24 protein-coding genes are annotated in these 20,722 nt (G+C 45.1%); 2 read left to right on the forward strand and 22 right to left on the reverse strand.

All coding sequences use genetic code 11. From position 1 onward, the window contains the following. Position 1: 1 nt before the first annotated feature. From MHH92_RS23245 to MHH92_RS23305, 13 genes are all read right to left on the reverse strand, one after another. Positions 2 to 2,290, reverse strand: a complete 2,289-nt coding sequence (locus MHH92_RS23245) for a methyl-accepting chemotaxis protein (RefSeq protein WP_445744684.1) — start codon at positions 2,288 to 2,290, stop codon at positions 2 to 4. Positions 2,291 to 2,524: 234 nt separating this feature from the next. Next, the gene (locus MHH92_RS23250) at positions 2,525 to 3,853 is read right to left on the reverse strand and encodes a peptidase U32 family protein (RefSeq protein ID WP_100529071.1); all 1,329 of its coding nucleotides are present in this window, start codon (positions 3,851 to 3,853) and stop codon (positions 2,525 to 2,527) included. A 17-nt stretch (positions 3,854 to 3,870) separates the two neighbouring features. Further along, positions 3,871 to 4,800 (reverse strand): peptidase U32 family protein, encoded by a 930-nt coding sequence (locus MHH92_RS23255; protein ID WP_222215759.1) that lies wholly within the window; start codon positions 4,798 to 4,800, stop codon positions 3,871 to 3,873. Between the two features lie 14 nt (positions 4,801 to 4,814). Beyond that, positions 4,815 to 5,855 (reverse strand): endolytic transglycosylase MltG, encoded by a 1,041-nt coding sequence (gene mltG / locus MHH92_RS23260; protein WP_243391439.1) that lies wholly within the window; start codon positions 5,853 to 5,855, stop codon positions 4,815 to 4,817. A gap of 76 nt (positions 5,856 to 5,931) precedes the next feature. Beyond that, the gene (locus tag MHH92_RS23265) at positions 5,932 to 6,246 is read right to left on the reverse strand and encodes a DUF1292 domain-containing protein (RefSeq protein WP_047844066.1); all 315 of its coding nucleotides are present in this window, start codon (positions 6,244 to 6,246) and stop codon (positions 5,932 to 5,934) included. Next, the gene (locus MHH92_RS23270) at positions 6,247 to 6,546 is read right to left on the reverse strand and encodes a DUF1292 domain-containing protein (RefSeq protein WP_017686820.1); all 300 of its coding nucleotides are present in this window, start codon (positions 6,544 to 6,546) and stop codon (positions 6,247 to 6,249) included. Between the two features lie 12 nt (positions 6,547 to 6,558). Next, positions 6,559 to 6,975, reverse strand: a complete 417-nt coding sequence (gene ruvX / locus MHH92_RS23275) for a Holliday junction resolvase RuvX (RefSeq protein WP_036616953.1) — start codon at positions 6,973 to 6,975, stop codon at positions 6,559 to 6,561. Positions 6,976 to 7,103: 128 nt separating this feature from the next. Next, positions 7,104 to 7,364: an IreB family regulatory phosphoprotein gene (locus MHH92_RS23280; protein ID WP_036616950.1), complete on the reverse strand. Its 261-nt coding sequence runs from the start codon at positions 7,362 to 7,364 to the stop codon at positions 7,104 to 7,106. A 242-nt stretch (positions 7,365 to 7,606) separates the two neighbouring features. Next, positions 7,607 to 10,237, reverse strand: a complete 2,631-nt coding sequence (gene alaS, locus MHH92_RS23285; RefSeq protein ID WP_105601814.1) for an alanine--tRNA ligase — start codon at positions 10,235 to 10,237, stop codon at positions 7,607 to 7,609. Between the two features lie 435 nt (positions 10,238 to 10,672). Next, on the reverse strand, positions 10,673 to 11,740 hold the full coding sequence (locus tag MHH92_RS23290; RefSeq protein WP_340906658.1) for an AI-2E family transporter: 1,068 nt from the start codon (positions 11,738 to 11,740) through the stop codon (positions 10,673 to 10,675). Between the two features lie 295 nt (positions 11,741 to 12,035). Beyond that, positions 12,036 to 12,245: a hypothetical protein gene (locus MHH92_RS23295; protein ID WP_017686815.1), complete on the reverse strand. Its 210-nt coding sequence runs from the start codon at positions 12,243 to 12,245 to the stop codon at positions 12,036 to 12,038. Between the two features lie 10 nt (positions 12,246 to 12,255). Beyond that, positions 12,256 to 12,777 (reverse strand): PRC-barrel domain-containing protein, encoded by a 522-nt coding sequence (locus MHH92_RS23300; protein ID WP_017686814.1) that lies wholly within the window; start codon positions 12,775 to 12,777, stop codon positions 12,256 to 12,258. Positions 12,778 to 12,941: 164 nt separating this feature from the next. Then, positions 12,942 to 14,093: a cysteine desulfurase family protein gene (locus MHH92_RS23305; RefSeq protein ID WP_340906663.1), complete on the reverse strand. Its 1,152-nt coding sequence runs from the start codon at positions 14,091 to 14,093 to the stop codon at positions 12,942 to 12,944. 132 nt (positions 14,094 to 14,225) lie between these two features. Here MHH92_RS23305 and MHH92_RS23310 point away from each other — a divergent pair, with 132 nt between their 5' ends. Beyond that, positions 14,226 to 14,558 (forward strand): hypothetical protein, encoded by a 333-nt coding sequence (locus MHH92_RS23310; RefSeq protein ID WP_340014162.1) that lies wholly within the window; start codon positions 14,226 to 14,228, stop codon positions 14,556 to 14,558. A gap of 177 nt (positions 14,559 to 14,735) precedes the next feature. Here MHH92_RS23310 and cymR read toward each other — a convergent pair whose 3' ends face one another. Beyond that, positions 14,736 to 15,155, reverse strand: coding sequence for a cysteine metabolism transcriptional regulator CymR (gene cymR, locus MHH92_RS23315; protein ID WP_017686811.1), 420 nt, complete (start codon positions 15,153 to 15,155; stop codon positions 14,736 to 14,738). A gap of 321 nt (positions 15,156 to 15,476) precedes the next feature. Here cymR and mnmA point away from each other — a divergent pair, with 321 nt between their 5' ends. After that, a complete protein-coding gene (mnmA, locus tag MHH92_RS23320; protein WP_036616942.1) occupies positions 15,477 to 16,601 on the forward strand; it encodes a tRNA 2-thiouridine(34) synthase MnmA in 1,125 nt (374 codons plus the stop codon). A 175-nt stretch (positions 16,602 to 16,776) separates the two neighbouring features. On the opposite strand, the gene MHH92_RS23325 is transcribed toward mnmA, so the two are convergent. The 8 genes from MHH92_RS23325 to MHH92_RS23360 all read right to left on the reverse strand — a co-directional run bounded on the left by MHH92_RS23325 (position 16,777) and on the right by MHH92_RS23360 (position 20,555). After that, positions 16,777 to 17,073, reverse strand: a complete 297-nt coding sequence (locus tag MHH92_RS23325) for a hypothetical protein (protein WP_340906666.1) — start codon at positions 17,071 to 17,073, stop codon at positions 16,777 to 16,779. Between the two features lie 606 nt (positions 17,074 to 17,679). Further along, on the reverse strand, positions 17,680 to 18,045 hold the full coding sequence (locus tag MHH92_RS23330; protein ID WP_340906667.1) for a dipeptidyl aminopeptidase: 366 nt from the start codon (positions 18,043 to 18,045) through the stop codon (positions 17,680 to 17,682). A 9-nt stretch (positions 18,046 to 18,054) separates the two neighbouring features. Next, the gene (locus tag MHH92_RS23335) at positions 18,055 to 18,183 is read right to left on the reverse strand and encodes a hypothetical protein (protein WP_340906669.1); all 129 of its coding nucleotides are present in this window, start codon (positions 18,181 to 18,183) and stop codon (positions 18,055 to 18,057) included. After that, positions 18,176 to 18,661, reverse strand: coding sequence for an accessory gene regulator B family protein (locus MHH92_RS23340; RefSeq protein ID WP_340906671.1), 486 nt, complete (start codon positions 18,659 to 18,661; stop codon positions 18,176 to 18,178). The genes MHH92_RS23335 and MHH92_RS23340 overlap by 8 nt, the downstream gene beginning before the upstream one ends. Beyond that, the gene (locus tag MHH92_RS23345; RefSeq protein WP_340906672.1) at positions 18,654 to 19,316 is read right to left on the reverse strand and encodes a hypothetical protein; all 663 of its coding nucleotides are present in this window, start codon (positions 19,314 to 19,316) and stop codon (positions 18,654 to 18,656) included. The genes MHH92_RS23340 and MHH92_RS23345 overlap by 8 nt, the downstream gene beginning before the upstream one ends. Before the next feature lie 77 nt (positions 19,317 to 19,393). After that, positions 19,394 to 19,726 (reverse strand): YolD-like family protein, encoded by a 333-nt coding sequence (locus MHH92_RS23350; protein ID WP_340906673.1) that lies wholly within the window; start codon positions 19,724 to 19,726, stop codon positions 19,394 to 19,396. Positions 19,727 to 19,738: 12 nt separating this feature from the next. After that, on the reverse strand, positions 19,739 to 20,026 hold the full coding sequence (locus tag MHH92_RS23355; RefSeq protein WP_340906674.1) for a hypothetical protein: 288 nt from the start codon (positions 20,024 to 20,026) through the stop codon (positions 19,739 to 19,741). A gap of 94 nt (positions 20,027 to 20,120) precedes the next feature. Next, positions 20,121 to 20,555, reverse strand: coding sequence for a hypothetical protein (locus tag MHH92_RS23360; protein WP_445744715.1), 435 nt, complete (start codon positions 20,553 to 20,555; stop codon positions 20,121 to 20,123). Positions 20,556 to 20,722: the final 167 nt, after the last annotated feature.

Consider the following 20,722-nt stretch of genomic DNA (forward strand, 5'->3'; position numbering starts at 1 on the left):
GTTACACCGTAAAGCGTGACAAGGTTTCTTTCAGTTCAGTAGAAACATTCTCCAGTTTGCCAGACAGATTGACCAGCTGGTTACTGATATTTTGCTGTTCACTGCTCAAGGAAGCTACTTCTTGGGACGTTGCAGAAGATTCTTCAGCTACAGCGCTGACATTGCTCATGGCTTCAGACAACGTACCTTGAGATTTGTTCAAATCTCCAATAGAACCTGTCACCATGCCCAGACGTTCCACAAAGGCACCCATCTGTTCCTGTACGGAAGCAAAGATGACGTTGGTGTCTTTAACCGCATCCATCTGTTCTTTGAATAACGGATAGGCTGCCGACAAAGCATCCACGGTCTCATTCATTTCAGTCATGATTTTGTCTGTAATCTCTCCAACCATCTCAATGGATTGTCTGGATTGAGCCGCGAGCTGACGAACCTCATCAGCAACCACCATGAATCCGCGTCCGGCTGCACCGGCACGTGCTGCTTCAATGGTTGCATTCAAGGAAAGGATATTTGTCTGTTTCGTTATGTTTTGCAGCACTTCAAGCACTTTCAGAACAGAGGAAGTGCTCTCTTTCAGCGAATCAACCTTATTCATCAGTGCACCAATCATTTCTTCTGTCTTCTGGGTTTTGGTCATCAACTGATTCAGATGTTGTGTTCCTGTCTGACTGGACTTCTCTACATGACGAGCAGAATCACCCATCTGTTCATTAGCAGCGATTACACTCTGCATCTGACGAGAGATATTGTCAGTTAATTCATTGCCACGTTCCGCTTCGGTTGCCAAACTGCCTGCACCGCCTGCGATCTCTTCTGTAGCTACAGCAATCTCCGAAGCAGACACAGCCGTTTTCTTGGATGCACTGCTCAGCTCAGTGGCCGTATCCAATACTTCCTGTGCAGAACGATTGGTTTGTTCAACCAGCTTAGTGATCTGCTCCATCATCAGATTGAAGGCGGTCGAGAGCTGACCAATTTCATCTTGGGAGCTATATGGTGTACGAACTTTAAGATTACCTTTCGCACCTTCCTGCATCAGGTCTTTCAATTTGCCGAGTGGACGAGCGATCATACGCACCATCCAGATCCCGATCAATACTGCAATCCCCGCATCAATTAGCGCCATCCACAGGGTCAGAGTCAGAATGCCTTTTGCGTCCTGAACCAAAACAGAGGTAGGTATCATACCAACCAGTTTCCAACTGGATGTATCCATCGTACTGTATACAGCCAGCATTTCCGTAGATTTGCCATCTACCGTATACTCCGTATTTGTACTACCTGCTGGTTCGGTCAACTCTTTGACAAATGCAAGCTCTGTTTCTTGTCCTGTACGATCCGAGATGGAGGATGCAACCACTTTATTATCCGGAGCAATTAGTTGAAGAATAGCTCCTGGCCCAAGATCAAGCGATTTCAATTGTTCCTCCAAAACTTCCAGTTTCAGTTCAATAACCAGAACATACGACTGAGTCGTCCCCTGCAAGTTTTTCATGGAACGTGCAATTTTAAACGTTGGCGTTGAGCCATCTTCTTTGACCTCTGTTGGAAGCCAGCGATAACCGCCCGCCTCAATTAACTCACTGTACCATGCTTCCTGGCGAATGCTGCCCATGGATGAACTGTTGCTGCCGGTACCCATAATGGACTTTGTATCGTCCGTAGGTACCAAATAAATCGCTTCCATAGATTTATTTGTAAATGCAACATTGGACAGTTGCTTGTTGATTGAACTTGAGTTCACGAATGTATCATACGCAGTCAAATTCGTATCTGACATTTTTTGTAGCAAGGACTGCATTTCCGGATCAAAGAAAATCTGTGTGGATGTATCCACAAATCTCTCCAAAATAATGTCCATTTTTTGTTTGGTCTGATCAATGGTCTCCTGATTGGCACGCGAGGCATTTTTCTCTATCGTACCTTTCGCCTTCGAATAGGATAATAGACCTAAACTTACTACAAAAATCATAATTCCCGCAAAAAAGATTAAAAACAGTTTAACCCCTACGGATTTAACCGGATTTGCCTTCTTAATCTGTTGGAAAGAAGACCCTCCAAGGTTTTTCCAATCCCGGTTTTTAAATTGTTTCTTCACCCAATCAGTCTTGATCCAGCCCAGCTTCAATTTACTACGGTCAAACTTAAGTAATTTTTTCCCATTCCCTGTAATTTTACTTTTACCTACTTTTTCTTTCTTCACTTTCTGAACCTGCTCAGGGTTAACCTGCTCGGATTTTATCACTTGCTCCCCACTGTCTTTCTGCTTCTTTTGAACCATTCCCATTCACCTGCCAGTTATTTACTTGTTGGATTTTTCTTTCTCTCCCCTATAAATATGTAGTATTCGACAGCTTTCTTCGTTCCCCTTTCACTTTCCAGAAATATTTTACAACTTTATTCCTATTTTTCTATAAAAAAAAGACCCCCATCTGCCGATAAACGGAGGTCCCCATGTAAATTTCATAACACTATGTTGTTAAATCATAATACAATATTGACACATTGTAGGTATTTGAGCCTACTTCTTTTTTCTCATCATATCGAAGTACGAAACCGGTTGATCTACCTTCATTTTAATCAGTTGCAACGGGTGACGAGCAGCATCTAGAACATTGCCTTCTTCATCCTGTATTTCACCGACGACCTGTTTGAAAAAGTGACCTCCCGGACCGAAAAATTCGATTTCCTGTCCTGGTTTGAAGTGATTGCGCTGTTGAATGGTTGCCATTCCTGTTTCAGCATCATACCCCATGACCAATCCAGCAAAGTCAAAAGGTACGGCCTTTTCTTCCGGTTCATAGATATGATCTTCATGGTCTGGTGTATCATAGAAAAATCCGGTATTCAGCGGGCGATTCGCCGCTTTGTTCATTTCTTCAACCCATTCAGGTTTCAGAACATAATTTTCCGGGTCTGCCATATAGGCGTCAATGGCTTGACGGTATACGTTAACCACGGTTGCCACGTAGTGGATCGATTTCATACGTCCTTCGATCTTGAAACTGTCCACACCCACATCAATCAACTCGGGAATATGGCCAATCATGCACAGATCCTTTGATCCCATGGAGAATGAATTATCCTGTTCCTCGAACAGGGGAAGCTGGTTCTCACCCAGTTTGAATGGTGCAGGTGCCTTCATCTGCATGTCCTCTTCGCTGACCCACACCGTATCTTCTCTCGCATCCTCGAACAGATCATACTTCCAGCGACAAGATTGGCAACAGCCGCCCCGGTTGGAGTCCCGATCCGTAAAATGGTTGGAGAGAACGCAACGTCCGGAATACGAGGAACACATCGCCCCATGAATAAAGGCTTCAATTTCGATATCCACATTGGCCTTGATTTCTTCAATCTCTTCAAAGCTGGTCTCACGTCCGAGAACAACACGTGGAAGTCCTTCATCTTTCCAGAACTTCACGGCTTGCCAGTTGAGTGTGGATTGTTGAGTACTTAGATGTACCTCAAGGCCTGGCACAGCACGAAGCGCTACTTCAATAATAGCCGGATCAGCTACGATGATCGCAGAGATTCCCGCATTATAGAGGTTTTGCAGGTACGTTTCGATACCCTCAACATCCTCATTATGTGCATAGATGTTCGTCGCTACGAACACTTTGGCTCCATACTTTTTGGCAAACTCCACACCTTCACGCATCTCTTCAAAGCTGAAGTTATCCGCGTTGGAACGCAGTCCATAGGCTTGTCCACCGATATATACGGCATCTGCACCGTAATGGATTGCAAATTTCAGTTTTTCCAGATTACCCGCCGGAGCTAGCAACTCCGGTTTGTCCAGACGGTTACGTTTCCCCGAGAACTTCCGCTGTACCGCCACTGTTTCCATTCTGTTCACCTCGTCTATTAATACACTTGTTCTTTATAGAAAAATCCAAACGACAATTCACGTTCAGGGTCCTGTAACTTCCGCACCTCAGCGAGCCACTCTTCAGAGAACGCATATGCATCAGCATCGGCTATATAACTGTCAATCGCTGTCCGATATGCACGTACAACAGCTTCATTGTAGGTGAGTGATTTTAACATACCTTCAATTTTGAAACTGTGCACACCCGCCTCCATCAACAGATGAAGATCTTCGAGGATACATATATCCTCTGAGCTCATAATGTGTGTACCGTTAATGTCCTCGTAGATCGGGAATTTCTCATCCCGACGTTCAGCCTCGATCAGGAACAATCCCCGTTCTTTGCCCAGATGTCCCTCAACCGGCCGCCCTTGATGAGCCATGTAACTTTGTACCAGACTGCGCTTGGAATGATAAATATTCGTCATACCATGCACCTGAACCTGAGCTTCCACCTTCAGAAAAGGGACCATTTCCGTCAACTCGTCCATATTCAACTCACGGGCAAGCACAACACGACTAGCTCCCTTGGTTCCCCAATAGTTGGCCGTCGCATAGTTCGTTGAAGTCATCTCCGCATTCCAGTGCAACTTCACATGTGGCGCGTATTCCTTCATGGTAGCCAGCACGGATGGATCATTAAACTCCACACCATCAATACCGATTCTGCCAAGTGCTTGAACATATTCAGGCAATTCTTTCAACAGTTCGTTGGACATCAGATTAGTCATGGATACATACACACGCGCCTGATGTTTGGCTGCAATGGCAACCACCTCTGCTGTCTCTTCCACGCTAAAGCTGCCTGGAAGACGCATGCCGAATCGATCATCTCCAATGACCAGAGCATCTGCTCCAGCCTGGAGCAGCACTTCTGCCTCTTTCACATTCGCTGCTGTAACGAGCAGTTCATGTTTCTTACTCATATAATCCCCTCCGCTTATTGCGCAGCCTTACTTTTGGCTATATTTTGCTGGTGTTCCTTATACGTTTTGGCAAATAGATGTCCAGACGAGCCATCCTTTTTTGTCACATAGAACAGATACTCCGAAGCTTCCGGATTTAGCGCTGCCTCAATGGACGGAAGACTTGGACTGGCAATTGGACCGGGTGGCAAGCCTTTGTTCAGATACGTATTATAGGGACTTTTCACCTTTAGATCCTTGAAAAACAATCGTTCCTTCGGTCTGTCGAGCAGATATTGCACGGTAGCATCAATCTCCAGCTTCATATCCTGATTGATCCGATTGTAGATTACACCTGCAACCAGAGCACGTTCCTCGTCCACTACAACTTCTTTCTCCACGAGTGACGCGATCGTCAGCAGTTCATGTAGGGAAAGGTTCTTTTCCTGGAGCTTGGCTTCCAAATCAGGAATGGAATTAATCTTGGTCTGGAATTCTTCCAGCATCCGTTGCATCACATCATGCGTGGAACTTCCCTTTTTCAGCTCATACGTCTCCGGGAATAGATACCCTTCCAATACGTAGCGAAGTTCTTCATCCACTGGAATGTCTTTGATGATATCTACATCAAAGGCCGAAGGATCATTGGCCAGCTTGATGAATTCATCCCGATCTACAACATGCTCATAAGAAAGCTTACCCGCCATTTGCAGAACGTTATAACCCTCCGGAATCGTAAATTTCACCATTTCTTCCGGTACAACTTCACCACTACTCAGCTTGCTAACAATCTCATCATATGTCACGCCAGGATTCATTGAATATGTACCCGCCATGAAATTAGAACCTAGTTTCTTCCACTTTAAATACCCTTTGAAGGTTAACCCGCTTCGGATAAGGCCTTCTTCTTGAAGCTGATCCGCGATTTTCGAAGTTCCCGATCCGCTCTTAATCTCGAATACGACCGGTTCTGTAGAAGCTTCCACAGGACGCATCATACTCCACACGTAACCGCCTGCGCCTCCGACAAGAACTACAATGATAAGCAGTATGACTACAATTGCTTTCCCTTTCAAAAAAGAAACAACTCCTTTACACAACCAAAAAGAGCGGACTTCTCCGCCCTCCCGGTTTCTTCAATTTGAAGCTGATTTAATCTTCGTCAATGGGGAGTGTACACTCATCATACAGTTCCGAGATGTTCTCCCACTCATCATCATCGTCGATCGTAACTAACTCTGGCATGATCTGGTCTTCACTTCCAGGTGATACCCGCAGAAGTTCAACCTCGTCATAAGGTCGCAACGAACTGCGGAGCACCGCGTACTGCTGACCGTTCACTTCGAACTCAGCCAACAAGTCATACGGTTGTGATTTACCGTTCTCTTCCTCGAGCTCAACATGAGCACCGAATGCCAGACGCAGTGAATCTGTCCATTTCAGGTCTTTGCGGCTATATTCCGTCATTTAGTTCGCTTCCTCTTCATCTTCAGCAAGAAATGTATTAAACGTCTCCTCGACGATATCCCATTCGGCATCATCTTGGATGACGAAAAGTTTAATATCGTCGCCCTCTTCTTCATAACGGAATGCATATACATCCGTTTCGCCATCTTCAGGTTCAACCGGAGCAACCATCATGTACTTGGCCTCCGAACCATCTACTTCAAACTTCATGATGACTTCAAATTCCTCTTCATTACCCTCGTCATCCGCAATGTAAATAATTTCCGCTTCTTCTTCCATACCCAGTTGATCTTCAGCCATTGTTGATCCCCCTCACCTTCTACTATTGGCATCCAAATAATTTTGCAAAATCAAGCTTGCGGCCATTTTGTCCACAACCTGCTTGCGTTTTTTCCGACTGACATCCGCTTCAATCAGCGTACGTTCTGCTGCCATGGTTGTCAGCCGTTCATCCCAAAGGTGAACAGGTAAATTCAGTTCATCCCGCAGGCGATCGGCAAAAGCAATGCATATCTCACCGCGCGGTCCTACGGTGCCGTTCATGTTTTTGGGAAGTCCGACTACGATCTCACTAATCTCATGCTCACGCACAAGTTCGGCAATCCGAGCGAACTCGCCTTCATCACGGCGGCGTTCTAGCACTTCCAATCCCTGGGCAGTCCAACCGAAGGCGTCACTCGCGGCAACTCCGATTCTTCGGTCCCCATAGTCCAAACCTAATATTTTCATCCATGCTCTCCCATCCTGGGGCCTGCTCAGGTCGATTACGAATAATCGCCTTCTCAAGCTTCAGGCTGTCTTCTGTCGGTTCATTTCCCGCTGCCTGCAAGGCTGCAACACAGCGGAAGCGGCGTACATTACCGGTGATTGGCCAGATAGGAACGTACAAGCTCTTCAATCAGCTCATCGCGCTCCTTTTTACGGACCAGACTACGTGCGTTGTTGTGACGAGGAATGTATGCCGGGTCTCCGGAAATCAGATACCCAACAATCTGGTTGATCGGATTATACTCCTTATCGACCAATGCATCATATACCGTGAGAAGAATCTCTTTGGATGATGCTTCCTGTTCGTCACCTTTCACATTAAATTTAACCGTCTTATCCATGGAGTCCATTGATGACACCTCGCTCCTGCATGAACATGGGGACCATGTCCTGCCGAATTGATTTCTGTTTATATAATAACATATTCTGACTGCCACAAGTAAACAAAGGATAAGGCAATTGTGTTTTTTGCTTGTCCTTTACTGGCTTCAGCATATTGCATCATTCGATTCCACACGCTCTCGGGTACAAAAAATAAACGAACAGAACCATTTCGATTTATTTTTTGACGATTGAAAGCCACTCAATGGATTTATGCATTATGCCCGCTAACCAGCGAAACTGCCAGTTTCAGCGCTTCATCCAGCTTGGTCGCATCCTTACCTCCGGCTTGCGCCATATCTGGACGTCCACCGCCACCGCCGCCGCAAACTGCTGCGACTTCTTTGACGATTTTGCCTGCGTGTAATCCTTGTTTTACTTGTTCAGCAGGTACTGCTACAACAAAATTCACTTTGCCGTCCGCTGGAGCACCCAATACGAGTACCGCGTTAGGCAATTTTACTTTCAACTCATCTGCCACTGTACGCAACGCATCCATGTTCGGAGCATCTACGCGTGCTGCCAGCAATTGTGTATTTCCTGCTTGTACCACTTGATCGGTCAATTGACCCGCTTCCATGGCACTCAGCTTGCTTTGCAGGGATTCAGTCTCTCTGGCTGCTTCTTTAAGTTGTTGGTTCAGACCTTCAATCCGTTTAGGTACATCAGCCACATTTGCTTTGAGCAGTGCTGCTGATTGTTTAAGCAGTTCCAACTGGCTTTCCACATACAGATATGCGCCACGGCCAGTTACAGCTTCGATCCGGCGTACGCCGGAGCCAATTCCGCTCTCGCTCACCAGTTTGAAGATTCCAATCTCTGAAGTATTATTTACGTGACAGCCGCCACAAAGTTCCAAACTGTAGTCTCCAACTTGAACGACACGCACAATATCTCCATATTTTTCGCCAAACAGGGCCATCGCACCCATTTCTTTGGCTTCATCAATAGCTTTCAGCTCGATGTTCACGTTCAGACGATTCCAGATCTGTTCGTTCACTTGACGCTCAATTTCTGTCAACTCTTCCGGCGTAATGCTGCCGAAGTGAGAGAAGTCAAACCGCAGACGCTGTGGCTCTACGAGCGATCCTGCCTGGTTTACGTGTGTGCCGAGCACATCTTTGAGTGCCTTGTGCAGCAAGTGGGTAGCCGTATGGTTTTTGATAATGTCGCCACGTTTCGCTGAGTCTACTTCGGCATTGATCACATCGCCTACACGCAGTTCACCAGACTCCACAGTCACCAGATGTACATGTTGTCCAAGTGGAGCTTTGAACAAACCTTGTACTTTTGCTGTTACACCAGCACCTCGCAGCAAGCCCTGATCACTCACTTGACCGCCACTTTCCGCGTAGAACGGAGTCTTGTCCAGAACAACCTGACACGTCTGTCCTTCGCCTACAGATTCAACAAGGGCGTCACCAGCTACGATGGCTACCACTTTTGCTTCCGTCAACAGGTCAGTATAACCAACAAACTCGCTTTTAACCTCCAGATCAGCAAGTGGTCCGCCTTGAACTTTCATGCTCTCGTTCTCTTGACGCCCAGCACGTCCAAGCTCACGTTGTTTCTGCATGGAAGCATCAAATCCTTCTCGGTCCACAGTCAGACCATGCTCTGCTGCATAATCTTCTGTCAGGTCAAACGGGAAACCGTACGTATCATACAGCTTGAAAGCTTCAGGTCCGCTAATAACGGTGCGTCCTTCGGATTTGGCTGTGCCGCTGATATCAGCCAGAATAGCCAGACCATCTGTAAGTGTTTCGTGGAAACGCTCTTCCTCGGTTTTGATTACTTTGGCGATGAACTCCTGTTTGTCTACTACCTCAGGGTAGTACATGCCCATCACTTCACCAACGGTTGTTGTCAATTCATACAGGAATGGACGGTCAAGTCCAAGCACTTTTCCATAACGAACTGCACGGCGAAGCAAGCGACGGATGACATATCCACGTCCTTCATTACTTGGCAGAACGCCATCACCTACTGCAAAAGCAACCGTACGGATATGATCGGCAATGACTTTCAATGCAACATCAATCTCTACGCTGTCGTTATATTTCACACCCGCAAGAGCGGCTGTTCTTTGAATCATCGGTTGGAACAGGTCTGTGTCGAAGTTGGAATCCACATTTTGCAGAATGGAAGCAAAACGCTCCAAACCTGCACCTGTATCAATGTTTTTGTTAGGAAGCGGTGTGTAGCTGCCGTCCTTGTTATGGTTGAACTGGGAGAATACCAGATTCCATACTTCCAGGTAACGTTCGTTTTCCCCACCTGGATACATTTCAGGATCGCTCATGTCGTTTCCGTAAGCTTCGCCGCGGTCATAGAAAATCTCGGTACAAGGTCCACATGGGCCTTCGCCGATATCCCAGAAGTTTTCATCCAATTTAATGATACGCTCAGCAGGCAGTCCTACTTTTTCGTTCCACAGTTTGAAAGCTTCTTCATCTTCCGGATATACCGTTACGGAAAGACGTTCCGGATCGAATCCGATCCACTCTTTGCTGGTCAAGAATTCCCAAGCCCATGTTACGGTCTCCTCCTTGAAGTAATCTCCAATAGAGAAGTTGCCAAGCATTTCGAAGAACGTATGGTGACGACGCGTTTTACCAACATTCTCAATATCATTGGTACGGATACATTTTTGGGAGTTCGCTAGACGCGGGTTCTCCGGCTTCTCACGTCCGTCAAAATATGGTTTGAGCGGTGCCATACCTGCATTGATCCACAAAAGAGAAGGATCGTTGTGAGGTACGAGCGATGCGCTTGGCTCGATTTTGTGACCTTTACTTGCAAAAAACTCTATCCATTTGGACCGGATTTCACTGGCTTTCATACTGGATGCCCCCATTAAATTATAATAGTCCGTTGCGTATTCGCTCCGGTTGGTCAACATTGTTTTTGTAAAAATAAACACAAAAAACGCCCCTGAATAATCAGGGACGATGTTATCGCGGTACCACCCTGGTTATTGCTGTTTATCCCTTGCTGCCCGGACAAACAAACAATCTCCTCGTTCATGCGAAATAACGGTCGCTCCCGGCAGGGTTGTCCTGCACTCCGAAATTAGCTTTCCGCCGCTTCATCTTTCAAGACTCTTCCAGCCATCAGTTCAGGCTCACCCTGATCCGATGAAGTCTATTCTCTGAGGAAAGGAACCCTCGGCGTACTTTATTTCATCATCGATTTCATGTTCTCAACATACACACTCATTATATCGGTAGCACAAGCGGGTGTCAACGCGGCCTCGTTGATGTTTTAACCCTGCTATTTAGTCGGTCCTTCGTTTGATGTAATAGGCGAAAAAGTGTTGCACAATCACCTTCAGCACGGCAAAAACAGGTACTGCCAAAATTAAACCTACAATGCCTGCCAATTCACCTCCGACGAGCAGTGCAAATATAATCGACAGTGGATGCAGATGCAACGTACGTCCCACCACCTGAGGAGAAATAACGTTACTCTCCAACACCTGGCACAGTGTGTTCACAATGGCAACAAGTAGTACCATTTTAAACGATACGGTTGATGCCATGACCACAGCAGGAGCAGCTCCAAGGAACGGCCCCAAGTAGGGCACAATGTTAAACACAGCTACAATGCTTGCAAGTAGCAGGGCATACGGCATATCAATGATGATATAACCAATGTAGGCAAAGATACCAATAATGACACAGACAATAAACTGTCCCCGAATGTAGTTTCCCAGTGCAGTATCAATCTCTTTCATCACCGAGACAATCGCTTTACGACGTGAACGCGGAAGATACGCCACAATGGTGCGCTCAAACACCTCAAAGTCTTTTAACATATAAAAGATCAGAAATGGCACGATAAACACATTGAATAACACATTAATGGTCGCCCCGATATTGTCCATGAGCACGGTAATCCCCTGAGTTAGTCGATCCTCCATCTGAAAAAACCAGCTGTTCATGCCTGTTCGCACACTTGGCGGCATTAATTTGTGATCCATATTGTTCATCAGGCTCTGGGCACGCATGGACAGTTCCGGCATATGCTCGTTGAGTTCTCCCAGCTGTTCAATCAATACCGGAATGACATTCATCAGAATGACACCGAGGCAGGTCAGGAAAAAGGCATATATGAGTAGTACCGCAATCGTACGCGGCACCTTGCGCCCTCCCAGCATGCTGACAATCGGATTAAGTACATAGGATATGATAAGGGCTACGATAAAGGGTGCCAGCACTGTTTTCAGGAACGCATATATGTTAAGCAGTAAAGGCCGCAGCAGCCAGATAAAATATAAAATAATTAATCCGAGCAGTAGCCAGATGGCGTAACGGAACAGCTTGTTTTTGGTTAATTGCTCCACTTGCATCTCTCCTTTTGGACTGGCTCTGAGAGTCAGTATATGTAGGAAAGGTAATATTTATTAACACAGCGCAGAAGTGGAAAGGAGCAATCCGAACATTTTTTTCTTGAACCCAAAAAACGCCTCCTTCATTAGAGAAGGAAGCGCATTTTGCAGTACGGGTTAGCATATAATCATACATACACCAGCCGAACCACTATGTAACCGCATCTATATACATCTGCCAACAATTAACGACAGCCTCCCATGACAGACATTGTCATGAAACCGCATATAGAGGAAGTTATTCTGCTTATTAAGAAGAAGCGTGAAGATGAGGGAAGTCTTGTGGCAGCTCGTCCCCGAAAAACAGATCATCCAGGGAACTCAGCGTACCGTCTTCTTCCACCTGATATACAGACATTTTCTCACCGTTCACCGTTAATTCGATAAAGCATCCCCAGCAATAAAACTGGTGGGAACCAATTTTCCCGATATCTTTGGAACTACAGTTTGGACATTTCATATTCATTCACCTATCCATTAACAGAATGAATGGCATTTTCCAAGCGTTGTTCACTCAGAGACGGCACCATAATGGCACTTTCCCCGATGGACATATCGCTTGTACATGGCAGCCATTTGCGGCCCTCGATCAGATCGGACACAAAACCGTCCGTAATTTCAATCCCTATTATTGTATTTCCCAACTCTTGGTCAAAATAAACATCGGAGACACGCCCAAGCAGCAAACCTTCTTCGGTGAGCACGGACATCTCCTTCAATTTAGACCGACCGAGGAGGTACGTGTATTTTATGTCGTCGGCTCCCGTCTTGCGGACAGCCTGTTGATTACGGATCATGACGGCATCTTCGCCGTAGGCAACGATATCTTGCCACTGCACGATTTTGACATGATTGGTAAACAGACCTTTGTTCTCAAGCTCAATGCCTTCGATCTCCCAATCATCATTCACAATGAAATCCTGGATTTTACCGACCTGCTTCCCGTCCTCAACATCAAAAACGGCAAGTCCGATCATTTCCTGAAGCTTCATCGCTGGGTCCCCCTCATCTTCTTATCATTAAATAGGCGCGGCGCTATTGCTAGGTATGCCCAAAGTTGATGAGTGGCAATCAGACGCCGATCATCAAAACCGCTTCTATCCAACCGATGAAATGGAACTTCTTCCCTCCTTCTGTTCCATGTGTAAAGTTCCCCTTAGGGTCTATTACGCAGTCGTCCAAGAATGGTTCCAATTTTTTCGGCGGTTATCATGATTTCTTCCGTAGTATTACCCAATCCCCAGCTAAATCGAATCGCAGAGTGTAAAAATGTTTCAGGCAATTTCATCGCTTTGAGCACATGAGAGACTTCGAGTGAACCGGAAGTGCAGGCAGAACCGCTTGCAACAGCAATCCCTTCCATATCCAGATTCATTAACATCGTCTCTGTGGACACTTCCGGAAAGCTGATATTCAGGATGTTTGGCAGCGTATGCTCCAAGTGTCCATTCACGTGAAAGTGCTCCGTACCCACATGAATTTCAAGCTGTTCCAACAAAAGTTTACGCAATTCCGAATCATGCTGACGATGCGCCTCCGTCTGTGCTGATGCAATCTTGAGAGCCTCTGCAAATCCGGTAATACCTGCGATATTTTCCGTACCAGCCCGACGCTGACGCTCTTGCAACCCACCGTGAGCTCTTGCTTCCAGCACAATTCCTCGCCGTACATAGAGTGCACCCACGCCCTGAGGTCCGTTGATTTTATGCGCAGAGAAGCTGATCAGATCCACAGGCAGTTCCTTACAGGAAATATTCTGGCTGCCCAGAGCCTGAACCGCATCGGTATGGAAAAGGATATTATGCTGACGGGCAAGCTCACCTACCTCGCGAATCGGCTGAATGGTGCCCACTTCATTGTTGGCATACATCATGGTAATCAGCACCGTATCCGGCCGAATGGCCTCTTGCAACTCATCCAGATTTATTCGTCCATGACGATCCACAGATAGATAGGTCACTTCATAACCTTGCCGCTCCAATTCCTGACACGTATGCAAGACAGCGTGGTGCTCAATTGCGGTTGTAATGACGTGTTTCCCCTTATCCTGCCTGGATGAGACTGCTCCAAAGATTGCCAGATTGTCGCTCTCCGTGCCGCCTCCGGTGAATACCAATTCGTCCGGGAAACAGCCCAAAGACGCCGCAATGACATCCCTTGCTCCGCTGACAGTCCGTTTGGCCTCACGCCCAAAGGCATGGATACTTGATGCATTGCCAAATTGTCCTGTCATGACGTTCATCATCGCTTCTGCGACTTGTGGATGCATAGGTGTCGATGCGGCGTGATCCAAATAAATTCGTTTCATTTATCTTCACCCCGTTATATGTTAGATTTCTATCTCATGGCAGACTGTCAAAATTGGAAACTGAAACGGATGCTCTATTGTCACATCTTCGTGTATAATGTTATATATCCATTTCAAAAAGGAGAGAGAGACATGAGTGATCCCATTCTCGGGCAGATTCTGAATCAGCTTCAACAAATGGACAAACGATTCGACAGTATCGACGTACGTCTTGAAAAGATGGAAGACAGACTGAATACCATGGAAAGCAGATTGGACACCATAGAGGAACAAACTAAAAACATTCCGCTTCTTCAACAAGCTGTTCTGGAAACATTGACAGTTACGAAACGTCTTGACGCTTCCCAATCCGCCTCTGAACGCAAAGTAACTACCGAATTGAATACCCATCAGCACAGTATTGATATTTTGAATCGCCGTCAGTTACGCATGGAAGCTGATATAGAAACCTTAAAAAGTCGCTGATTCACAAGTGATCCAGTTAAGTTCACACTTGACCATCTTGTAAATCCCGCGGCTGAATACATAGCCCTGCTCAATTAAAATGATCTGTAGAAATTGAAGAACAAAGTACCCATTTGCATGTCTAAAGCCCCCAAGTTGGGGGCTTTATTGTGTCTTGTGTGATGCGAATTAGTGACCTTAAATGTAGAACATATAGCTATCTTTTTTGTCCTGATCCTGGAAGGTAATCAGGTCTTTCAGTGTTGTGGAATCCAATACTTCCGCAATCCCGTCACGAATACGCAACCACAGATCACGTTTCGCCGGATCATCTTCCTCTGTGAAATCTACTGGAGAGATTGGCCCTTCCAGTACACGGATTACATCGCCTGCAGTCACGGTTGCAGGATCACCCGCAAGGATATAACCGCCGTAAGCACCTCTAATGCTTTTCACCAGTCCTGCATTACGTAGTGGAGCAATCAGTTGCTCCAAGTAATGCTCCGAGAGCTGGTTGCGCTCAGCAATGCTTTTAAGTGATGTAGGGCCTTCGCCTATTCTGGCAGCAAGCTCCATCATGATTGTGAGGCCGTAACGGCCTTTTGTCGATATTTTCAAAGGAGTCACCTCTTTCAATTTTCAGAAACGATTGGAAACTTTATATTTAATCCTATGGTCCATGACCGTCTATTTCACGATCTGTCCACAGCGGAGATGCATTGAGATTAGCATAAACCTTCTAATCCTCCGTATTCCGATCATAACCCTCAGCTAATGTTAACATATCTGCATGCTTTATGGAAAAGAAAGATTGACGATATTCCAAAATGTGCGCCTGTGGTGGACACTATCCAAAATTGGCCGGGTGTATCGTATCTTGAGTCCGGTTATGCTAGAATAAGAAACGAAACACATTTATATATAGAAATGGTGATAACGATGTCCAAAACAATTGAAAATACACGGGTCGTCGTTGGCATGTCCGGAGGTGTCGATTCTTCCGTTACCGCACTGCTGCTGAAAGAGCAGGGGTACGATGTCATCGGCATTTTCATGAAAAACTGGGATGACACCGACGAGTTCGGCCACTGTACCGCTGAAGAAGATTCAGAGGATGTACGCCGCGTATGTGAACAGATCGGCATTCCTTACTACACTGTCAACTTCGAGAAAGAATATTTTGATAAAGTATTTACCTATTTCCTTGATGAATATAAGTCGGGTCGCACGCCAAATCCGGATGTCATGTGTAATCGTGAGATCAAATTCGGTGAATTCCTGAACAAAGCTCTGGATCTCGGCGCAGATTATGTAGCTACAGGACACTATGCTCGCCTGATTGAGGAAGATGGCACACTCAAGTTGCTTCGTGGTGTGGACAACAATAAGGATCAAACGTATTTCCTTAACGCACTCAATCAGAACCAGCTGTCCAAAGCCATGTTCCCGATTGGTCATCTGCCCAAACCCGAAGTACGCAAAATCGCAGAAGCGGCTGGTTTGTATACTGCCAAGAAAAAAGACAGCACAGGTGTCTGCTTCATCGGTGAGCGTAATTTCAAAGAGTTCCTGAGTAACTATCTGCCTGCCAAAGGCGGAGACATGGTTGATATCGCAACCGGTGAAGTCAAAGGTCGTCATGACGGTCTGATGTACTACACACTTGGACAGCGCCAAGGTCTTGGCATTGGCGGTTCCGGCAATGGTGAACCTTGGTTCGTTGCAGACAAGAATCTGGAGAAGAATCAACTGCTTGTTGTTCAGGGCGATGCCCATGCAAGCCTGTACTCCACAGGTCTAACCGCAACGGGTGTGAACTGGATTGCTGGTGCAGAGCACATGCCTAATGTGCCATACCGTTGTACTGCCAAATTCCGCTATCGTCAGCCGGATCAAGGTGTAACATTGACCTGGCAAGAAGATGGAAGTGTCGATGTCCAATTTGACCAGCAGCAAAAAGCCATTACACCAGGACAAGCCGTTGTTTTCTACGACGGAGAGGTCTGCCTGGGTGGGGGTACGATCGATCAGGTGCAAAAAGTACCTGTACCCGCAATGCAATAATAGAGCTTGTCCATTAAAATGCGGATTCGGATTATACACAATACCGTGTATCCCTATTAAAAAAGCCGTCTTTCATGTATACCATGATTTTTTTAGGTGTCCTATCTTACGAATAGCATCAAACAGCACTGTATGGCATTTTTGAAGCTGTCCTATCTTAATGTTTTTAACAATATTAGAAATGGTTATGTGGTCTAAATGTGGTCTTTGGTGGTCCGTCATTTGCCTGCTCCATACCATCTTTTACGCCCAGTCCGTAAGCCTTTGAAACAATTAAAGACTTGCGTTCATAAATAACATATAGTTCTTTAATAATTGCTTTATTTTCGTTACCCATCACACAAGATAACACGTCCATTGCATTAGCAAAATCTTCATCAATGTCCGATACAATTTCATTGTAAGTGATATCAGGATCGCAATTCAAATCATATACACCTAAACTGTAAGTTTGTTTTCTATCATTCATCATTAAATCTTCCCCCTGTCCAATTCTCTTGTTGTTTTTACTAGCGCTGTACAAGCGTGTTATAATTTTTTTGAAGCGCTATTTATAAAGGAGCAAAGATGAAGTGAATGTCTCCCGTGGGAGGTGTTTACTCGGTGATTTCATTGATTCACGAGGCTGGACGCAAGCGAAATACGCTGACTTAGTAGGTAGGCATCCAAGAGTTATATCGCATTTCTGTAAAGATGAACGTGTGATGCTACCTGAAGACTTGAAGATCGCCTCGCTTGTATTCAAATGTCCTATGGATGCCTTTTATGAATGGAAAATTGAAATCAGTAATATCGAGTAAACGGCGGTTTTTACCCCGCCCTTCCTCGGAGATTTAAGAGCAAATTGCTCTTAAACAGCGTCGCGTAATCACTTGTTTTCGCCAAGAAGTCGGTTTGGTAAAACCGCACTCCTTCCTTGATTTCCAAATAAATCATATCACATGAAATTTGTGGAATATGTCGAAGGATGTCACATTTTATATGTTCTTCCCATAAACCTATACTAGGATCGAAATTTCTTGACAATCTCAATTGTTTTATGATATAAGAAAGCCCGATTATCCACTGGATATCGGGCTTATCTCATTTTATCTCGGACAATCTCCATATGGATTTTGTTTTTTGCAATTTCCCGCTGCAAGCCACCACTAAAATGGGCCATGAGGCCAAATCTTGTTTCTTCTATTTTTTCCACTTGGTCCATGTTTACAAGCAACCCGCTATCTAATTGTACAAGATTGGGGAATAATTGTTTAGCGCCCTCATATTTGCGAGCATCTGTAAAAGATATTTTGCTTGTATGATAATGTGGAACCAAATAATTCTTAACTGGACTGAACATGTCAATATAACAGAGATCAGTCAAACTGTAGAAATCATATTCCCCTATCTCTTTGTCATTCATTGTTCTCGATCCAGCGATACGGTATTTTAGTTCATCCATAGATTCACACTACTTTTTCAACTTTTTAAGCGCCTCCGGCATTGGTTGTGAGCCGATGAACACTTTCATGCTATCTACATTATCGGCAGCTTCCTTCTCGATTTTTAGTGAAAGCATTTTAGCTTTTTTTTCATTCATGCTGTGCACCCCCTTTCATTCGTTGCATCCATACCAGTAATATCTGCGCGGCCAAAACAAATACAACCTCAACTGATAGGATGCTTATGTTAGCAAGACAGACAATAACTATTGACCAACGTGATAAATCGGCATTGATTATCATGTAAAAAATGGATAAGAGTATGCTTAATATTACCACAGTGAATATACTCATGGGAATTACAGGTGCCATGGAAAATAAAGACACAGATACGATGGTGCACATGGTCAAATTAAGGTGTAGACCGCCAGTAATTTTCCGAGCAAATGCAAATGTACTCATCGCAATGATCGAACCTATTAAATGTCCAGTGAACCAGGATAAAATCAGAGTTAAAATGATAGTGGAACGAAAATTTAATTTCCGGCCCACTTCATAGGCAATAACTTCCGCATTTGCTGGTGGATACGCTCTCTTTATGGACATAGCATACTTACGAGAGATTGTTTCAATCAATTTGCAAATCCCTCCGGTTTGAGAAGTAATAAGAAATACCGAAACTCAATAACGCTGCCGGCACCAACAAAACAATCATGTAATTAAGCAATAGCACCATGGCAAATGAAACGAAGATTAGTCCACCAATTGTAGTAATTAAAAGCCCTTTGTTTTTCTCATAATTGACTGCAATATTGAAATCATGTGGCGGTAAAGGTATGAACGAGAATCCCCAGCGGAACAGCGTCATCATAGATGCGACAATGTAGGCAATGCATATCGCTGTGATCTGTAGCAATTGCACCTTGTATCCATGTGTTTCCACAATGACTGCTTGGGCATTTCCGCCGATAGCCATGTAACCCATAGCTAACGCCAACTGAATAGCAACATACGCGCTCATTCCCGCGCTAGATATGAGAGCCGCGTAAAATAGCTTGATCTCCAGTACATAACGCATAAAAAGTATAACCAGGAGCATTAACACCGCAGTATCTATCATTGGCAAACCAATTACAATCCTAATAAAATATGAAGCTACTGCGGCCACAACAGAAAAGACAAGTTTCTCCCATAATCTGTCCCTTACTGGCAAACGATAAAGCCTTAACATTAAAGCCAGAACAGCAAATACATCAAACGCGCCGATTAAGATATAAGCAATTACCCCCACTTAAAACCCTCCACTTTAATAATGACTCAATTATAATAGATGGAGTGGCAATTACATAGCCAATTAAATACAAATGGCTATGTGGAGGCCGATATAATTTCAGCCAATGGAATATATCGAATATCGTCATCTAACATCAACTTAACTCGTCGTGCAGGAACGTCTAGACCCACAACCACACCGGATACATGCACATCATCGAACGGATTGAATACCACTAAATCAACGGTGCAACTACTGCTATAAGATTCGCCCAATGTAACACTGATCTGTTGTATCTCCTGCTCATCTAATTCCGGTTTCACACGTCTTTTCTGCTCCTTGATGTGAGCCAACCATGCTTCCCTGTGCTCGGGCAATATCATCCGCGAAGATTCAAACAATCCGTTTCCTGCCAACTTGATGCTCATGCTAACCCCTCCTTAATAATCAGTCCAATAACGTACATCGTTTGACCGTTCTGGCGCTTTAGGTATCTGCGGCTTATCGCCTTCACGCTCCCAGCCCTCCAGAATGACGATATTAGCCGTGTCCGGCTTATCATCCCATTGTATGTACCGCTCAGCTATGAGCACATCCAAAGCCGCCATAACGTCCGGCTGATCCTTACCTGTCTTGTTCATCAGATCGTGTATGGTAGGGAATACACGCCGTACACCTTTGTAGTTATATAAGATCCGTAATACCTTGCGTTGATAATCCGTAAGCATACAATCACCTCGGGTTTATTATATGCGAACAAACGTTCTTTTATCAATAACAAAAAAAGACATCTCCAGCGTTGTACCAGAAATGCCTTGCTCTCTATTCAATTATGAACTGTATCCGGGCACCGTCCGGATAATCACTGAGTTGGTGACCCACCCAACTTCCTGCGCCCCGGTTATCTTTTGGGCTTATATGCTTGATGTGTGCACCCTCTCCACCCTCGGCACACATCGCCATGGGCCATTCATCACGATCATAACCCTTCTTGGTGTCTACACCTCGCAACGACAGATCCCGGTTATTGTCTGCGCCATCTCTATCAATCGTACATGTGTCTGAGTGTCCAGCTGCCACAGCCTCTTTAATGTGTAGCGCTGTTTCGGGATAGCGTTCTGAAGGGAACGTAATGGTGAAGTCTGGTGCTTGTTGCTCGATTTGCGTTACCTCTGAGCGCGGCTCTACTTGGTAAACACCAAAAGCCACCGCTGCCGCAATAATTAAACCTATTATGTACTTGACCAACCTATACACCTCCACATGAATAATGCCCCGCCAGCTGTTGCGCTAACGAGGCATATTACCGATGCTTTCGGATTCTATATCTATAGTAATGCAATTCGACATTTTTGTAAATTGTTTCAATTAATTATAGAAACATTTTCCTAGGTCTGATAGACTATATCCATAATACATATATT

It is taken from the genome of Paenibacillus sp. FSL M7-1414 (assembly GCF_038003195.1).
Lineage (GTDB): Bacteria > Bacillota > Bacilli > Paenibacillales > Paenibacillaceae > Paenibacillus > Paenibacillus amylolyticus.